Origin of the sequence: Chitinophaga arvensicola (genome assembly GCF_900110835.1) — a bacterium.
Taxonomy (GTDB): Bacteria; Bacteroidota; Bacteroidia; order Chitinophagales; family Chitinophagaceae; genus Chitinophaga; species Chitinophaga arvensicola.
This window is the reverse complement of sequence record NZ_FOJG01000001.1, coordinates 507,054-522,873: the sequence shown is the minus strand read 5'-3', so window position 1 is coordinate 522,873 and position 15,820 is coordinate 507,054. Positions and strand designations below refer to the sequence as shown.

Annotated in this window: 14 protein-coding genes; 7 read left to right on the top strand and 7 right to left on the bottom strand. The window is 45.5% G+C overall.

Going from position 1 to position 15,820, the window contains the following annotated elements:
• The first annotated feature begins 404 nt into the window (after positions 1–404).
• From BMW79_RS02240 to BMW79_RS02225, 4 genes are all read left to right on the top strand, one after another.
• On the top strand, positions 405–2,501 hold the full coding sequence (locus tag BMW79_RS02240; RefSeq protein ID WP_089889977.1) for a ComEC/Rec2 family competence protein: 2,097 nt from the start codon (positions 405–407) through the stop codon (positions 2,499–2,501).
• Between the two features lie 12 nt (positions 2,502–2,513).
• A complete protein-coding gene (gene purH, locus BMW79_RS02235) occupies positions 2,514–4,028 on the top strand; it encodes a bifunctional phosphoribosylaminoimidazolecarboxamide formyltransferase/IMP cyclohydrolase (RefSeq protein WP_089889974.1) in 1,515 nt (504 codons plus the stop codon).
• A gap of 174 nt (positions 4,029–4,202) precedes the next feature.
• Positions 4,203–4,760, top strand: coding sequence for an RNA polymerase sigma factor (locus BMW79_RS02230; RefSeq protein WP_245752352.1), 558 nt, complete (start codon positions 4,203–4,205; stop codon positions 4,758–4,760).
• Entirely contained in the window at positions 4,753–6,057 is a 1,305-nt protein-coding gene (locus BMW79_RS02225) for an energy transducer TonB (RefSeq protein ID WP_089889970.1), read from the top strand. Before BMW79_RS02230 ends, BMW79_RS02225 begins: the two co-directional genes overlap by 8 nt.
• Here BMW79_RS02225 and BMW79_RS02220 read toward each other — a convergent pair whose 3' ends face one another.
• The 6 genes from BMW79_RS02220 to mutY all read right to left on the bottom strand — a co-directional run bounded on the left by BMW79_RS02220 (position 6,058) and on the right by mutY (position 11,948).
• A complete protein-coding gene (locus tag BMW79_RS02220) occupies positions 6,058–7,431 on the bottom strand; it encodes a LutB/LldF family L-lactate oxidation iron-sulfur protein (protein ID WP_089889967.1) in 1,374 nt (457 codons plus the stop codon).
• 44 nt (positions 7,432–7,475) lie between these two features.
• Entirely contained in the window at positions 7,476–8,045 is a 570-nt protein-coding gene (locus tag BMW79_RS02215; RefSeq protein WP_089889964.1) for a DUF3109 family protein, read from the bottom strand.
• Positions 8,046–8,116: 71 nt separating this feature from the next.
• Positions 8,117–8,719 carry a gliding motility lipoprotein GldD gene (gene gldD, locus BMW79_RS02210; RefSeq protein WP_089896746.1) on the bottom strand — a complete coding sequence of 201 codons (603 nt, stop codon included), beginning with the start codon at positions 8,717–8,719 and terminating at the stop codon, positions 8,117–8,119.
• Positions 8,720–8,747: 28 nt separating this feature from the next.
• Positions 8,748–10,085 carry a gliding motility-associated protein GldE gene (gldE, locus tag BMW79_RS02205; protein WP_245752351.1) on the bottom strand — a complete coding sequence of 446 codons (1,338 nt, stop codon included), beginning with the start codon at positions 10,083–10,085 and terminating at the stop codon, positions 8,748–8,750.
• 132 nt (positions 10,086–10,217) lie between these two features.
• Complete coding sequence (locus tag BMW79_RS02200; RefSeq protein ID WP_089889957.1) at positions 10,218–10,676, bottom strand: single-stranded DNA-binding protein; 459 nt, start codon at positions 10,674–10,676, stop codon at positions 10,218–10,220.
• A 198-nt stretch (positions 10,677–10,874) separates the two neighbouring features.
• Positions 10,875–11,948: an A/G-specific adenine glycosylase gene (gene mutY / locus BMW79_RS02195; protein WP_089889954.1), complete on the bottom strand. Its 1,074-nt coding sequence runs from the start codon at positions 11,946–11,948 to the stop codon at positions 10,875–10,877.
• 220 nt (positions 11,949–12,168) lie between these two features.
• Here mutY and BMW79_RS02190 point away from each other — a divergent pair, with 220 nt between their 5' ends.
• From BMW79_RS02190 to BMW79_RS02180, 3 genes are all read left to right on the top strand, one after another.
• On the top strand, positions 12,169–12,456 hold the full coding sequence (locus tag BMW79_RS02190; RefSeq protein WP_073084475.1) for an HU family DNA-binding protein: 288 nt from the start codon (positions 12,169–12,171) through the stop codon (positions 12,454–12,456).
• Positions 12,457–12,480: 24 nt separating this feature from the next.
• Positions 12,481–13,323 carry a tetratricopeptide repeat protein gene (locus BMW79_RS02185; protein WP_089889951.1) on the top strand — a complete coding sequence of 281 codons (843 nt, stop codon included), beginning with the start codon at positions 12,481–12,483 and terminating at the stop codon, positions 13,321–13,323.
• A gap of 455 nt (positions 13,324–13,778) precedes the next feature.
• Positions 13,779–15,329 carry an Rne/Rng family ribonuclease gene (locus BMW79_RS02180; RefSeq protein ID WP_089889948.1) on the top strand — a complete coding sequence of 517 codons (1,551 nt, stop codon included), beginning with the start codon at positions 13,779–13,781 and terminating at the stop codon, positions 15,327–15,329.
• A 154-nt stretch (positions 15,330–15,483) separates the two neighbouring features.
• Here BMW79_RS02180 and BMW79_RS02175 read toward each other — a convergent pair whose 3' ends face one another.
• The gene (locus BMW79_RS02175) at positions 15,484–15,810 is read right to left on the bottom strand and encodes a cupin domain-containing protein (RefSeq protein ID WP_089889946.1); all 327 of its coding nucleotides are present in this window, start codon (positions 15,808–15,810) and stop codon (positions 15,484–15,486) included.
• Positions 15,811–15,820 lie beyond the last annotated feature (10 nt).

Sequence of the window (15,820 nt, the reverse complement as noted above, 5' to 3'; positions counted from 1 at the left end):
TACACTGGAAGGGCTTTTTATGTAAAATCGATTTATCTTAAAATGAACAGAGCCTGATAAAAATCAGGCTCCTTCTTTTCCCTCAAAATAACCATTAAAGACACGACTATTGAATCTTGATACAATTCATATAGCGTGACCGGTAATGCAGTTTACAAATAATATTATATTTAAAAGAGATGTTAACTAATCAATAACAGATGAAATAGTATATAATATATTTTACATTGATTTTTAAAGTGTTAAATAGATGTTAAACTGCGCTATTTTATAGCTGTTTTTTGGAAGAAAGTGAAAGTTCTCTAGCTATCATATACAGATATTAGGTGTCCATTTAACATTTCTGAAACACTTTTAAATGCGTAAAAACGGAAGTTTGTTTTACCCGTAAAGTTAACCCGGACATGCATTTTGAGTCAAGCACCTTTGTAGTGATGTATTGGAAACGTGCGCCATTTCTGCGTATCGTTATTCCCCTGCTGACAGGTATCATCTGGCAGTTGAATTACCCTTTACCGCCTGTTTTATTGCTGGTTGTTTTAGGGATAGCATTCACCGGTATCCTGGTATTCCGTTTTTTGCCTTTATCCTGGCGGTTTGCAGCCGTCTGGGCGCCGGGTATACTGCTTTTTATTTTGGTGGGCACTTGTGGCCAGTTGTTGTTGTACCATGCGGATCTCCGCCACAGGTCTGGGTTTTACAGGCAGCAGCTTACTGATACTCCTCTTTATTTGCTACGGATCAATGAGCCACCAGAAGAAAAGGCGCGTTCCTACAAAACGACGGCGCGGGTGCTGGCCGTGTATCAGTCTACTCACTGGATCCCCGTAAAGGGCTATTTAATGCTTTATCTGGCCAAAGATTCCTTGGGGCCTGCCCTTAGCTACGGAGAGGAATTACTGGTCCGTAAAACGCCTGAAATCATCCGGTTCAATGGCAACCCTGGTGCATTCAATTACCAGCGTTACCTGGTAACGCAACAGATCTATGAGCAGTTGTATCTGCGGAAGACAGATTTTTATCTTTTGCCACATCGGGGCGGGGCTGCAGGGCAGCACCTGTTGTTGCGGGCGAGAGATTATTGCCTGAATAACCTGAAGAAATATATCGGTGAAGGGCGGGAAGCTGGTATGGCGGAAGCATTACTGATAGGCTACCGGCAGGACCTCGATAAGGAGGTGGTACAGGATTACAGTAATACCGGTATTGTGCATGTAATTGCCATCTCGGGCATGCACCTGGCCCTATTGTATGGAGTGCTGCTATGGTTGCTGAAATGGATGCCGCCCTGGCGGTGGGCAGATAAAGGGAAAGCAGTGGTGATCCTGTTTGTGTTATGGGCTTTTGCTTTGCTCACCGGGGCGTCTGCCTCTGTACTCCGCTCTGCGGTGATGTTTTCAGGAATTACTATCGGGCGTTTTGTATTAAGCCGGTATAGCAGCATTTATAACACACTGGCCGCATCTGCTACGCTCTTACTTTGCTTTAATCCTTACCTGGCTATAGATGCAGGATTCCAATTGTCTTACCTGGCCGTACTCAGCATTCTGCTTTTTTATCAGCCGCTTTACAAACTGCGTGAACGGAAAAGCAAATGGGCCGATCTGCTCTGGCAAATGGTAACGTTATCGCTGGCGGCTCAACTGATCACAACGCCGGTAAGTTTATTTTACTTTCATCAGTTTCCTAATTATTTCCTGCCGGCCAATCTGATAGCGGTGCCGCTATCCACCGTTATTATTTACGGAGAAGTGATCCTCTTGCTGGTAGCGCCACTGGGTCTTCCTGCAGTATGGCTGGGCCGTGGATTAAAATACCTCATCTGCTGGATGAATACCGCTGTTGCCTGGCTCGGCGACTTGCCCGGCGCCATGATCCGGGATATTCACTGCTCCCTGCTGCAAACGATATTGCTTTACCTGCTCATTGCTGGACTGGCAGCCTGGCTGCTGGTAAAGTACCGGCCAGGTTTGTGGCTGGCACTGTGTTGCAGCTGGGGTGTATTGCTGGCGCATGTAAACTGGGTGGTAAACTGCCGTGCGCAACGCAAAATGATAATTTATAACGTGCCCGGCTATACGGCGGTAGACTGTATAGCGGGGAGGCGGGTACGCTTTACCGGCAGCGATACCATCTGGCAGCTACCGGTGGCGGCCCAGTTGATGAATGCAAGGCGGCAACTCGGAGCCAGGGAAGGAATACCCGCGTCTTTCCGGCAATATGGTCATTGTCTGAGCTTTGAAGGGAAGCGGTTGCTGGTGATCGATAGCGCATTACCGGAAAGGGCGCCGCCGGAAAAGTTTCATACAAATTATATTTTATTAACACGTAATCCCCCCGTGGATATCAGCCGACTGGGCGATTTTTATACGTTTGATACCCTGATTTTTGCCGCCTCTAACTCCTCCCGGAGGATTGAACAATGGAAAAGTGATTGTTACGTGTTAACTTTGCGCTTCTTTTCGGTTCCGGACCAGGGAGCCTATGTTATTAATTTCTAATGTTTTCCATTCATGCAAAAGCAAATTAAATCAGCGCTGATCTCCGTTTTCTATAAAGATAACCTGGAGAACATTGTTAAAAAGTTAGGTGAACAGGGTGTTACCATCTATTCCACCGGCGGTACCCAAAAATTTATTGAGGACCTTGGTGTGAAATGTGTAGCGGTGGAAGACCTGACTGCTTACCCTTCCATTCTGGGCGGACGTGTTAAAACCCTGCATCCTAAAGTATTTGGTGGTATTCTGGCCCGCCGCGATAATCCGCAGGACCTGGAACAACTGAAAGAATACCAGATCCCGGAAATTGACCTGGTAATCGTAGACCTCTATCCGTTTGAAGAAACAGTAAAGAGCACCACTGTAGAACAAACCATTATTGAGAAAATTGATATTGGCGGTGTTTCCCTGATCCGTGCAGCCGGCAAAAACTACAAGGATGTGGTGATTGTAGCTTCCAAAGATCAGTACGCCGACCTCGAAAAAGTGCTGACCGATAACAATGGCGCTACTACCATTGAAGATCGCAGAGGCTTCGCTGCCAAAGCATTTGAAGTTTGTGCACACTATGATGTAGCCATCTCACAATACTTCCTGAACAACGAGCCTGGCGTTAATTTCCAACTCTCTGTTCCGGAAGGTCAGGTAAACCGTTATGGTGAAAACCCGCATCAGCGTGGTGTTTTCTACGGTAACCTCGACGAAGTTTTCAACAAATTACACGGTAAGGAATTGTCGTTCAACAACCTGGTGGATGTAGATGCTGCCTGCCAGCTGATCCAGGAGTTTGAAGAAACTACCTTTGCCGTTATCAAACATACCAACGTTTGCGGTATCGCCTCCCGCGCTACGCTGAAAGAAGCCTGGGAAGCTGCACTCGCCGGCGACAAAGAAAGCGCTTTCGGTGGTGTACTGGTAACCAACAAAGTGATCGATAAAACAACAGCAGCATCTATCAGCGAAATCTTCTTCGAAATCCTGATAGCACCAGGCTTCGATGCTGATGCACTGACCGTGCTGCAGGCAAAGAAAAACCGTATCCTCCTGGAACAGAAACAACCCGTAAAGAGCAAATACATGTTCAAAAATGTATTAAACGGTGTATTACTGCAGGACAGCGATAACGGTAGCTACAAAGAATGGACGGAAGCAGGCGCCCGCCCCGCCACACCAGCAGAAAAATCTGACCTGGAATTTGCCAACATCGTTTGTAAACACCTGAAATCAAATGCGATTGCACTGGTGAAAGACAAACAACTGATCGGTAAAGGTTGCGGACAAACCTCCCGCATCGATGCGTTGCGTCATGCTATTGAGAAAGCCGGCCAGTTCAGCTTCGACCTCAAAGGCGCAGCCATGGCTTCTGATGCTTTCTTCCCTTTCAATGACTGTGTAAGCATTGCACACGAACACGGTATCATCGCTGTGATCCAGCCAGGTGGCTCCATGAGAGATAACGACTCCATCGAATTCTGCAAAACACATGACATGGTAATGGTAATGACCGGTATGCGTCATTTCAGACACTAATCGTTGTTTCCTGAATATTATAGAGAAAGCACCGGAATTTCCGGTGCTTTCTTATTTTAGCCGTATAATATTCGAAAAAAAATAATAGTATTGTTGACTTGTAAATCAACATCATCCTAAAAGCTTAATGGTTACCCAGGTAACGACCCGATGTCTTTTATCCAACAAAATATCATGCCCGACGCAGATGATGCCTGGTTAATCGGAGAGTTTAAAGCTACCGGCAAACTGGATTTTCTTGCGGCCCTCTACCAGCGCTATATGAACCTGGTATATGGTGTGTGCCTGAAATATTTTGATGAGGAAGCCAGTAAAGATGCAGTAATGCAGATCTTTGAGGAGTTAATTACCAAGCTGCAACAACATGAAGTCCAGAATTTCAAGAGCTGGCTGCATGTGCTGACCCGCAATCACTGCTTAATGAAGCTGCGGGCCATGAAAAATAAGGAATCCAGACAGGTATCTATTGATGAGGATCACCCCGTTGTGGAAAACGGAGAAATAGGGCATCATGAAAATGGAGTATCCCTGGAAGATAACCTCCAAAGCATGGAGAAATGCATGGAAACCTTGCCGGAGGAGCAAAAACGTAGTGTAGATCTTTTCTATCTACAGGAAAAAAGCTACCGGGAAGTGAGTGTTATTACGGGGTATGAAATGAATAAGGTCAAAAGCTATATCCAGAACGGAAAGCGTAACCTGAAAATATGTATGGAGCAACAAGATGACTGATAAACGGCCACATATTAAACCGGAAGAACTCGCCGGGCTCATCCGCCAATACCTGGCCGGAGAGCTGGACGATAAAGCCATGCATGACCTGGAGCGCCAGGCCCTGAACGATCCGTTCCTGGCTGATGCGATCGAAGGATATGCAGTGCGTACGCCGGATCAAACCGTTCATCAGCAGGAACTTGCTTCCAGACTCTCGGATCGTATTGCTACCCGCCCGGCCCGTATCCGGCCCATGTATTACCGTTGGGCCGCTGCTGCAGCTATCCTGTTGCTGATGTTTTCTGCAGGCTGGTTCCTGTGGGAACAGCAACAAAAGACGCCTATTGCAGGGGTACAGAAAACGCCGGAAGCGGCGCCTGTGTTCTCCGAACATGGAGATACTGCCACTCCCCAAACAAAAAATAACCAATTCGCGGAAACTGCTCCTGTAGCAGATACAGAGCAGGAGCAAGATGCTGCTAAAAAGGCACGTAAGATCAACTCCTTCGCGTTATCCGGAGAAGCAGCGGACAAAACACCTGCCGATAACAGGAGGGCTCGCACGGATAACGCGCTTTCTGACGACAAAGAACCTTCCGCTGAGAAAACGGTTTTGCAGAATAAAGCGCTGGCTGCTGATAAAACAACGTCGGATGAAAAGACGGCACAAGACAATTTATCCCCTGCCATACCAATACCGGCAAGACCACCATTGCGTGAAGAATCTCCGGTGGTAGTGTCTTCGCCAACTCCCGCCGCCAATAACGCCTCACCGAAGCTGGTCATAAGAGGAAAAAACAGTTTTTCTTTGAATCCACCGGATAGCCAGCATAGTGCCCTTAGCGAAGTAGTGATAGTAGGATACGGTGCAAAGAAGAGAAAGGATGTGACGGGAGCTGTAACAACAGTGCGTGACAAGGCCTTTTCCAATAAACCTGTTACACAGCTTGACAGTTTGTTGCAGGGCAGGGTAGCAGGTGTAGCTGTTGAAACATCGTCTGGAAATGCGAATGTCAGTGAAGATATGGCTTACCGGGAACCCGCGCCGGTAAATGGTTTTACCGCCTTTGAAAACTATCTTAAAACCAAGACCATTAACCCGGATAATAAATACAATGGTACTGTACGTGTATCCTTTGTCGTTATGCCGGATGGCAGCCTGGAAGATTTCCGCATTCTCCGTCATCTGAATGATGCCTGTGATGCAGAAGCTATCCGGGTCATCCAGCATGGACCGGCATGGAGCCCTGCTTCAGACAGGAAACCCACCAGGGTAAAAGTCAGGGTAAAGTTTACAGTAGAAAAAAATAAGTAGTTATTTCCTCTCCTTCCATTGCTGGTTAAAAGACTTAGCAGCAAATACCGGTAATTCACGGTTGTCGCCCCAGCTTTTTGTGAAGAAGCGTCGCAGCAGGAAATTTTTCATTTTGCCACTGGCCATGTTCATCATCTTGCGGCTGGTAGAACCCTGTTTCCACATAAACCAGGCAAATTTCTCTCCACCGGAAGTGTAATTTTCTTCCACTGCTTTCTGGCGGTTATGGAGCAGCAGTTCATGCAGGTTAATGCGTACGGGGCATACTTCGGTGCAATTACCACAGAGGGAAGAAGCGAAGCTCAGGTGCATATACGAATCCATTCCTTTCAGGTGGGGAGTAATCACCGAGCCGATAGGACCACTGTAGGTGGCGGCATAAGTATGCCCGCCAATATTCTTATAAACGGGGCAGGCGTTGAGGCAGGAGCCGCAACGGATGCAGTATAAACTTTCACGTGCAGTAGTATCCTGGAGAATATTAGTGCGGCCGTTGTCCATCAGGATCACATACATCTCTTCCGGACCATCTACTTCTCCTTCCTGGCGGGGACCACTGAATACACTATTGTAGGCAGTTACCTGCTGACCGGTACCATAGGTAGCCAGCAAAGGCCAGAACAGGCCCAGGTCTGCAATGGAAGGGAGTACCTTTTCAATACCCACCAGTACAATATGTGTTTTTGGAAAAGCAGTGGTTAACCGTGCATTGCCTTCATTTTCTGTTACCGCCACAGAGCCGGTATCTGCCAGGATAAAGTTCGCTCCGGTGATGCCTATTTCTGCTTCGAGGTATTTATGACGTAATTTTTCGCGGGCCACGAGCGTAAGTTGTTCAGGAGTAAGACCGGGATCTGTACCAAGTTTTTCGGCAAACAGGCGGGCTACATCTTCCTTACTCTTATGCATCGCTGGTGTTACAATATGATAGGGTGGTTCGCCATCCAGTTGTTGTATATACTCTCCAAGATCAGTTTCCACGCATTCAATGCCATTACTTTCCATAAAGGCATTGAGATGTACTTCTTCTGTGGCCATTGATTTGCTCTTTACAATGCTTTTGCATTGTTTGGCGCGGCAGATGGCCAGTATTTCCTGTTGTACCTGTTCGGCTGTTTCGGCCCAGATGACCTTTCCACCGCGACGGGTAAAGTTTTGTTCAAATTCTTCCAGGTGATTATCCAGGTGCTCAATAGCTCTCCACTTAATGTTTTTAGCTCTCTCCCGGGCGCCAGCCAGATCGTTGAACTGCTGTTTACCTGCTTTTACGGCTGTATTATACTTGCCTATATTGAAGTTGATCGTCTGCCGGTGACCCAGATCAGCCGCCTTTTTTTCACTTTCTTCCAGAAAATTGGATGCTATTTGATGCATAAGCCGAGGAGTATTCCTGATTAAAGATAGTTATCCGAAATTGATTACTGGTGTTCTTTGCGTGCAATTTCATCCAGCACTTCATAAAATTCCGTGCCGTATTTTCTGATCAGTGCATCTTTTAGAAAACGATATACAGGAACCTGCAGCGTTTTTCCATTTTTACAGGCAGGTTTACAAACATCCCAACGGTCGTAATTTACTGCTTCAAAGGTTTCGTATTTTTTGATACGGATAGGATAGAGGTGACAGGAAACGGGTTTTTTGAAATCAACCACGCCGTCGTTGTAAGCCTTTTCAATACCACAGCCTACTATGCCGTGATCGTCGATCGTAGCATAGGCACAAATGCCTTTGTTAACGATGGGCGTTACATATCCGTATTCATCGTCGATGGTATTGGTGCCAGTGTGTTCTATTTCTTTGATACCATCTTCCCGCAGGTAAGACTTAATTTTCGGATAAATTTTCTTCAGGGTTTTAACTTCTGTTTTATCCAGGGGGGCGCCGCAGTCACCTGCAACACAACAGGCGCCTTTGCAGGCAGACAGATTGCATACGAACTGCTCTTCAATTATTTCGTCACTTATGTATTTATCGTCAATGATGATCATCTGGAATCGGTCTTTTGTCTGTGTTGGTACACAGACCTTCTTTAAGACCACAAAGTTACGGCATTCATGGCTTATCTCCAGCGGAGGGTTTCCACCATATGCCACATATCCTGTTCCAGGAATTTATAAACGGGTGCGAGGGAGTCTGCGTTGGGGGTAACATCAAAGTAAAGCGCGCCCCGGAGGAAGTGGTTGACGGAGTCTGTGGCAAAGAATTGCTTGGAGGAGGCGGCGTTACCACCTACTTCATAGAAAGTGCCACTGACGTGATTGGGTGTATGGATCACGTTTTCGTCGATGTATTCGGCTTTATAGGTATGTTTATAAGTCATTTTAAAGGCATCATCCACCAGTTTCTGGAAGCTGTTGTTACCTGGCCCGATGATTTTGTAGCTCATATAGATCTTGCCGTTCAGCGAAGGGAAGTCGATATTGATCCAATAAGGATTTTCGGGAGCGGCGCCAAAGAAGGAAGTATCCTTTACGATATTGGCGTATGCAGGATATTCAAATGTGTAAGGATATCCGGGCGAATCAAAGGTGCGATATTTCCTTTCGGGAAACTTTATATGGAAATAGCCTCTTGGTTTTGGTGTAGAAACGTTTTCACAGGCGGCAAATATGAGTATCAGCCCGGTGAGCAGGGCGAGTATCTTTCCTTTAATAGCTGGCATTTTGTGCTTGTTTAACAGGCGGTTATACTTATTCAGCGGCATCTGGCCTGATGGTTACCTGTACTTTCTGGATCCTCATTTTATTGACCTCCAGTACAGTAAAATCAAAGTTATTGTAGTTAATAACGCTGTTTTCTTCCGGAAATTTTCCGGCCAGTTCCAGTATAAGACCACCCAGGGAATCGCTTTCACCTTTTACGGTTTCAAAGGTTTCAGGGGAGATGTTCATGATGCGGCAAACGTCGTTCAGCATGGTTTTACCTTCAAACACGTAGGTGAAGTTGTCTACTTTGCTGTAGTTAAATTCTTCCTCGTCAAATTCGTCTTTGATATCGCCGATTACCTCTTCCATAATATCTTCCAGGGTAACAATACCTGAGGTTCCGCCAAATTCGTCTACTACCACGGCGAAGTGCATGCGTCTGCTCTGGAATTCGGAGAGCAGGTCTTCGATCAGTTTATGACCATGTACGAAGAAGGGCTGGCGCATTACTTCGTGCCAGTCGAATGTATTGCCTTTATCGAGGTGAGGCAGGAGGTCTTTGGTATGGATAACGCCCACGATATTGTCGAGGTTGTCCTTATATACAGGTAAACGGGAATAATGCAGATCGGCTACGCTTTTCACGATATCTCCGAAGGAGCTGTCGTATTCCACGCCATTTACGTCCAGGCGGCCGCGCATGATCTGTTTTACGGTGATGTTACCGAATTTGAGGATGCCTTTCAGGATGTTTTTCTCTTCCTGGGAGGCGGTGGGGTCCACGCTCATTTCGATGGCCTGGTCAATTTCCTGGTAGTTTACCGGGCCGCTGCCACGGTGGAAGAAGCGGTCTTCAATGCTGCTGCTGAGGCCTACAAAGAAATCGCTGATGGGTTCCATGGTGGCATGTACACCGCTCACAAACCAGGCGAAATAGGTGGCAAAACGGATATTGTTTTGCGCGGCCCAAACCCTTGGTAATATTTGTCCGAAGAAAAGTAAAATGAGACAGATGGCTGAAATCCTTACAAGGAGGGATATTACCGGCAGCGTTTGCAGGTCTTCCATCTGGGTAACCAGGTAATTGGTGATCATGATAAAGGCAATCATGAGCAGAATACCTGCTATCTGTAAGGATGCCAGGAGTGATTTCGGCTTTTCCAATAGTCTGGTGATCAGTTTCCCGGAGGCATTCTGCCGGGTTTTGAGCATATTCAGGTCCTTGTGATTCAGGGAAAAGAAAGCCACCTCTGCACCGGAAACAATGAAGGTAAGCAGTAGTAGAATAAATATAACAAGCAGGAATACCACCACATTAGGGGTGCCAATTGGTGCGCTGGCTTGTAAAAAATAGGATACGTTGCTTGCCGAAAGGATACCCAAGATGTTCAACTTTGATGTAAATAATCAAAAATAAGGGGAAAGTAATTCATGGAATTGCTTTCCCTGCACGCAAATATAAGTAATGTCCCTATATGGGATTACGTACGTTCAAAACTTAATATTTTTTTGCAACTAAAAAGGCAGATCGTCTGCGGGTTCGTTCAATGAAGGGGGTATTTCCAGTCCCGGAAAATTTTCTCCACTGCCTGAACCTGAACTGCTATGGTGAGGTATGGGGTGATCTTGGTTGTTGAGGTCCATGCGTTTATCCAGCATTACCAGGTTGTCTCCTACAACTTCAGTGGCAAATTTCTTATTGCCTTCCTTGTCTTCCCAGCTGCGTGTGCGCAGGCGGCCTTCAATGTAAACAAGACTGCCCTTGTGCAGGTATTTCTGCGCCAGTTCGGCCAGTCCCCGCCATAGCACTACTGTATGCCATTCTGTTTGTGAAATGAGCTTGCCGGCTCTGTCTTTGAACGTTTCAGTGGTGGCCAGTGAAAATTTGGCTACTGCAATATTCCCTTCCAGAAACTGTACATCCGGATCTCTGCCCAAATTGCCTATCAGGATTACTTTATTAACACCTCTCATAGTTGTAGGTTTTTTTAGTCTATTGTTAAAAAGTTCTTCTTTTAATAAATAAACAACCTTCTTAAAGTTAATATTTTTTTCCAATCGATAGTGAAAAATTTCTTACTGGCAGCCGGTTGAGCCGGATTTCGCAGTGACTCACTATTACAGAAGTGGCTTAGCACTTAATGTATATTTTTTATCTCTATGCGTGATATCTCAAAATAATTGCAGGTGATTGCTTTCCAGGAACGTGGTGATTGTTTTCGGGAAAGCATAGTTATTCAGGCTGTTTCGCGGTACCAGTGTGTATCCCGGGATGGCCGGCGCTTTCTTTACGGTGATGCTGATGAACTGGCTGTGAATGGTTTGATGGGTGAGTTGTTGTTTGAAAGGTTTGGACACCCGGTCAATTTCGAAGGCTGTTTTTCCCAGCAGCCGGTTGAAGTCTTCGGAGGATTGTAACGCGGTGATATCTGAGGGGCCTGCCGTTTCAATGAGAATAAACTCGTGGAGGTTCTGCCAGATGTCGCTGTCTGTTCTTTTCCGGATATAGATGTCTTCTTTATGGTGTACCAGCAGGTAATTGAAGTATCTTTTTTTGATTTTGAGTTTTTTTGTTTTTATCGGGAGAAGAGGAACGAGTTGTTCATGCAGGGCTACGCATTTCTTGCGGAGTATACATTCTCCGCAAAGTGGCTGCTGTGGTTTGCATACAACTGCACCAAAGTCCATGATGCTCTGGTTATATTCGGCCGATTGGCCGGCTGGTAGTAATTCCTGGGCGAGTGTATCAAATTGTTTTTTGCCGGCGGTGCTGTCTATCGGTGTTTCGATCCCGAAAAAGCGGGAGAGGACCCGGAATACGTTGCCATCGAGTACGGCGTGGGGGAGATTAAAGGCAAACGAAGCGATCGCTGCCGCAGTATAGGGACCAATTCCTTTAAGTGCTTTGATCTGTTCGTATTGGTTCGGGAACTTACCTTGATAGGTATTGGTAATTTCACGGGCGGCGGCCAACATATTTTTACAGCGGGCATAATAGCCTAATCCCTGCCATAAACGGAACACTTCTTCCTCTGGTGCGGCGGCCAGTTTGTCTACTGTAGGGTAGTGCTGAATAAATCGTTCGTAGTATGGCCAGCCTTGCTCCACGCGGGTTTGCTGGAGAATGATTTCAGATAACCAGATCCGGTATGGATTTTTTTCACCCTTCCAGGGCATGTTGCGGGTGTTGGTGTCCCGGTTCCATTCCAGTAATTTTTCGGTAAAAAATTGTCGCCCTGAGATCATTTATATATTATTTTAATAAAATTATTTAGTATATTGATATGGCAAATGCTGTACAAAAACCCTATAAGGTACAACGGATACCCATTTCCGGGCCTGCAAATAAATATAAATTATCGCCAATACCAGTTATAAGAAAAAATGATAAAATTTATTTGCTTAAAATTCAGCAATTAGAATTTTTAAATTAACTTTGAGAGTAAAGTAATCCTCTCGCTTTCATATGAGAAAAGCTGATTTAATTAACAACATTGCTGAAAAAACCGGCATCCCCAAAGTAGATGTTTTAGTCACACTTGAGGCTATGTTTAAAGAGGTGAAAGAAGCTCTTGCTAACGGAGAACACATTTATATCCGTGGGTTTGGAAGTTTTATCACAAAAAAACGAGCCGCCAAGATTGGGCGTAACATCAAGAAGAACGTAGCTGTGGAGATCCCCGAGCACTTTATTCCGGCATTTAAACCTTCGAAAGAATTTGTTGCTGAGGTAAAGAAGCTCAAAAGTTCTTAATTTTGCAGCCTAATAATTTAGGCGATGCAAAAATCACAAGTTCTTCTGGTGGGTGCTGCGGTAGCACTATTGGTGATATTATTCGCCTTTGGCCGTACTGTGCCCCGGTCGGAAAAGAAACCTATGTCATCTGGCGCCCCTATGAAGGGCGGACAGGATGTGGAACCTATTGCCTTCTCTGAACTGCTGGAAACAGCAAAGGGGAAAATTCCTGCTGAGAAACTTTTACAGGTAAATACTATTGAGACAAATGTTGTCCGCGGGGATGTGAAGACCCAACAGATAGCCGCGTACCACCAATTGTACAACACCTGGGACAGCCTCAACCAGCTGCCCGTAGCCGCTTATTATCTCGGAGAAGCCGCTAAGTTGGAAAATTCCGAAAAAAGCCTCACCTTTGCAGCCAATTTATTTTTGGCCCACTTGCAACATGCAGAAGATCCACGTGTAGCAAAATGGGAAGCCCAGCAAGCAATCACTTTGTTTGACCAGGCAATACAATTGAATCCGGCTAACGACACACTGAAAATATCACAGGCCATGGTGTACATGAACACCGGGGAACCAATGACAGGCGTTGCCAAGCTGAGAGAAGTAGTGGCTGCACATCCTGATAATATTGACGCACAGGTTACTTTAGCGAACCTCGCGATTACATCAGGTCAGTACGATAAAGCTATCGAAAGACTGGAAGGAGTTGCGAAGAGTCATCCTGATAACGCGAAAGTGTTGTTTGTACTGGCAGAATCGTACAGGAGCAAAGGAGATAAGAAGAAAGCGATTGAACTGTTTGAAAAAAGCAAACAACTCATGACCGATCCGGAATTGAAGAAGGAAGTAGATAGTTACATTAAAAGTATTCAATAATATTATTTTTCAATCATTTAAAAACGTATCAGCGTATGCCTTGCGGTAAGAAAAGAAAAAGACATAAAATTGCCACTCACAAGCGTAAAAAAAGACTGAGAAAGAACCGGCATAAAAGTAAGAAGAAATAATTACTCCAGTTTCCCGCCATTTATACTACTAAGGTATTCTCCCGGCGCGGTGGTCGGATAAAAATTTTCATATATCCTGCATGATTCTAGCATTTACTTCTTAAATTGCTATAGTCATGCAGGTTGTTTCCATAGATCCCGCAATTGAATTCTCCGGACATTACCTGCAGTGATCGCTGAACCCTTAAGCAATCCATTCGTCACGAACGTGAAGAAATACGCTAACTTTATGGTGAGCTATTGTTTTGGTATGCAGTAAGCTGTTCTTAAATAGCCGTGTGCATAGCATAAAGGTGAAGTTTTAAAGGTTAAAATTTTGGACGCTTGAATAAGGAACTTATTATAAATGCGGCTCCCACAGGGGTGGAAATTGCGTTACTGGAAGATAAGAAGCTAGTGGAGTTACATCACGAAAGTGGCAATCCTAACTTCTCAGTAGGCGATTTGTACCTGGGTAAGGTGAAAAAGCTGATACCCGGCTTAAATGCCGCATTTGTTGACGTAGGCTTTGAAAAAGATGCCTTTTTACATTACACGGATCTCAGCCCCTATATCCGCTCCATTCTTAAATTTACGGCAACCGCCATCAGCGATAAAACGCCCGATGGATTTGATTTCACGAAATTTAAAAATGAACCGGAAATAGTTAAGACCGGTAAAATTACGGACGTACTGGGAGGCAAACCCAATATCCTCGTACAAATTCTGAAAGAACCCATTTCTTCTAAAGGCCCACGCCTTAGCTGCGAAATCTCTTTACCCGGAAGATTTATAGTGTTAACACCCTTTAATGATATTGTTGCGGTTTCTAAAAAAATCCACTCCTCCGAAGAAAGAAAAAGATTGCAGAAAATCGTGGAAGCCATCAAAACGCCCAACTTTGGCGTTATTGTACGCACCGCCGCTGAAGGAAAGAAAACAGCAGAATTACACGAAGATCTTACCACGCTCGTGCAAACCTGGAAAAATATCCAGGCGAATCTTAATGGCGGCGTAGCCCCACAAAAGATCCTGAGCGAACAAACAAAAACTGCCAGCATCCTCCGTGATCTGCTCAATGAGAGCTTTAACCGCATCGTTGTAAACGATAAAAATATCTATACAGACACCAAAACGTATATCCAGAAGATTGCGCCGGAAAAGTCTGATATAGTCAACTATTACAACAACGGTTCTCCCATCTTCGATAACTTCGGTATTACCCGGCAGGTGAAAGCCTCCTTCGGTAAAACCGTTAACCTCGACAGTGGCGTTTATCTCATCATTGAAGCCACCGAAGCTTTACACGTTGTAGACGTAAACAGCGGATATAAAAGCTCCAGCAACAACCAGGAACAGAATGCACTTGCCTCCAACCTGGAAGCAGCTGCGGAAATTGCCCGGCAACTAAGACTGCGCGATCTGGGCGGTATCATTATCATTGACTTCATTGATATGAAACTGCCGGAAAATAAGAAAGCCATCTTCGAAGCAATGGAGAAATTCATGGCGCAAGACCGGGCGAAACACACCATCCTGCCTATCTCGAAATTTGGACTCATGCAGATTACCCGCCAAAGGGTAAAACCTGAGATCACTATTTCCGTAGCAGAAGATTGTCCTACCTGCAGAGGAACCGGCAAAATCGGGGCATCCATGCTGATCCTCGAAGACATCGAGAAAAACCTGCAATACCTGCTGAATCATCAACACAAAGGACTGACCATCCGCATCCACCCTATATTGCATGCTTACCTGACTAAAGGATTCCTGGCATCCAAACAATGGAAATGGTATTTCCACTATAAGAAATGGATCAAACTCAAAGCTGACTCCAACTACCACCTTACAGAATATCGCTTCTTTGATGCGAACGATGAAGAAATAAAACTTTAGCCTAAGGCTAATCAACTTATAAAAGCAAATGCCGCAGATATGTTTCTGCGGCATTTGCTTTTTCAGCGCATTTTATCATGTTGAATCGTCCCGCATCCACCTTGGGCCGATAATCCCGGGAGTCAGGCAGCTGCTTGCGGGTTCACTCATTTTCTCAGAACTTATAGTCTTCCCGCGCAGGGCAGAAGCTGTCGATCAGCTTACAATCTTCCAACGCACGGCCACCATGCGGCGTATCCGGCGGAATCACCAGCGTATCATGCTGCCTCAGCGTATATTTGTGACCGTTTACCACCATCTCAAACACACCCTCCGCCACATAAGTTATCTGCTCATGCGGATGCTGATGCACAGGCGACTCCGATCCTGCGGTAATTTCCCAGAATGCCAGCGTACTCCTGCTGCCATGCACAAACCGGCCATAATGCCCGGCAATCGTATTTTTTACAGGAATGCTCTCCAAAGGAACAGGTTTGTTCATATTTACATTG

What these genes read in the sequence shown, in the direction of transcription:
- gldD (WP_089896746.1), bottom strand. Translation starts at nt 8,719, where the DNA reads ATGCCAGCTATTAAAGGAAAGATACTCGCCCTGCTCACCGGGCTGATA.
- BMW79_RS02230 (WP_245752352.1), top strand. Translation starts at nt 4,203, where the DNA reads ATGCCCGACGCAGATGATGCCTGGTTAATCGGAGAGTTTAAAGCTACC.
- BMW79_RS02215 (WP_089889964.1), bottom strand. Translation starts at nt 8,045, where the DNA reads ATGATCATCATTGACGATAAATACATAAGTGACGAAATAATTGAAGAG.
- BMW79_RS02200 (WP_089889957.1), bottom strand. Translation starts at nt 10,676, where the DNA reads ATGAGAGGTGTTAATAAAGTAATCCTGATAGGCAATTTGGGCAGAGAT.
- purH (WP_089889974.1), top strand. Translation starts at nt 2,514, where the DNA reads ATGCAAAAGCAAATTAAATCAGCGCTGATCTCCGTTTTCTATAAAGAT.
- mutY (WP_089889954.1), bottom strand. Translation starts at nt 11,948, where the DNA reads ATGATCTCAGGGCGACAATTTTTTACCGAAAAATTACTGGAATGGAAC.
- BMW79_RS02185 (WP_089889951.1), top strand. Translation starts at nt 12,481, where the DNA reads ATGCAAAAATCACAAGTTCTTCTGGTGGGTGCTGCGGTAGCACTATTG.
- BMW79_RS02220 (WP_089889967.1), bottom strand. Translation starts at nt 7,431, where the DNA reads ATGCATCAAATAGCATCCAATTTTCTGGAAGAAAGTGAAAAAAAGGCG.
- BMW79_RS02175 (WP_089889946.1), bottom strand. Translation starts at nt 15,810, where the DNA reads ATGAACAAACCTGTTCCTTTGGAGAGCATTCCTGTAAAAAATACGATT.
- BMW79_RS02225 (WP_089889970.1), top strand. Translation starts at nt 4,753, where the DNA reads ATGACTGATAAACGGCCACATATTAAACCGGAAGAACTCGCCGGGCTC.
- BMW79_RS02240 (WP_089889977.1), top strand. Translation starts at nt 405, where the DNA reads ATGCATTTTGAGTCAAGCACCTTTGTAGTGATGTATTGGAAACGTGCG.
- BMW79_RS02190 (WP_073084475.1), top strand. Translation starts at nt 12,169, where the DNA reads ATGAGAAAAGCTGATTTAATTAACAACATTGCTGAAAAAACCGGCATC.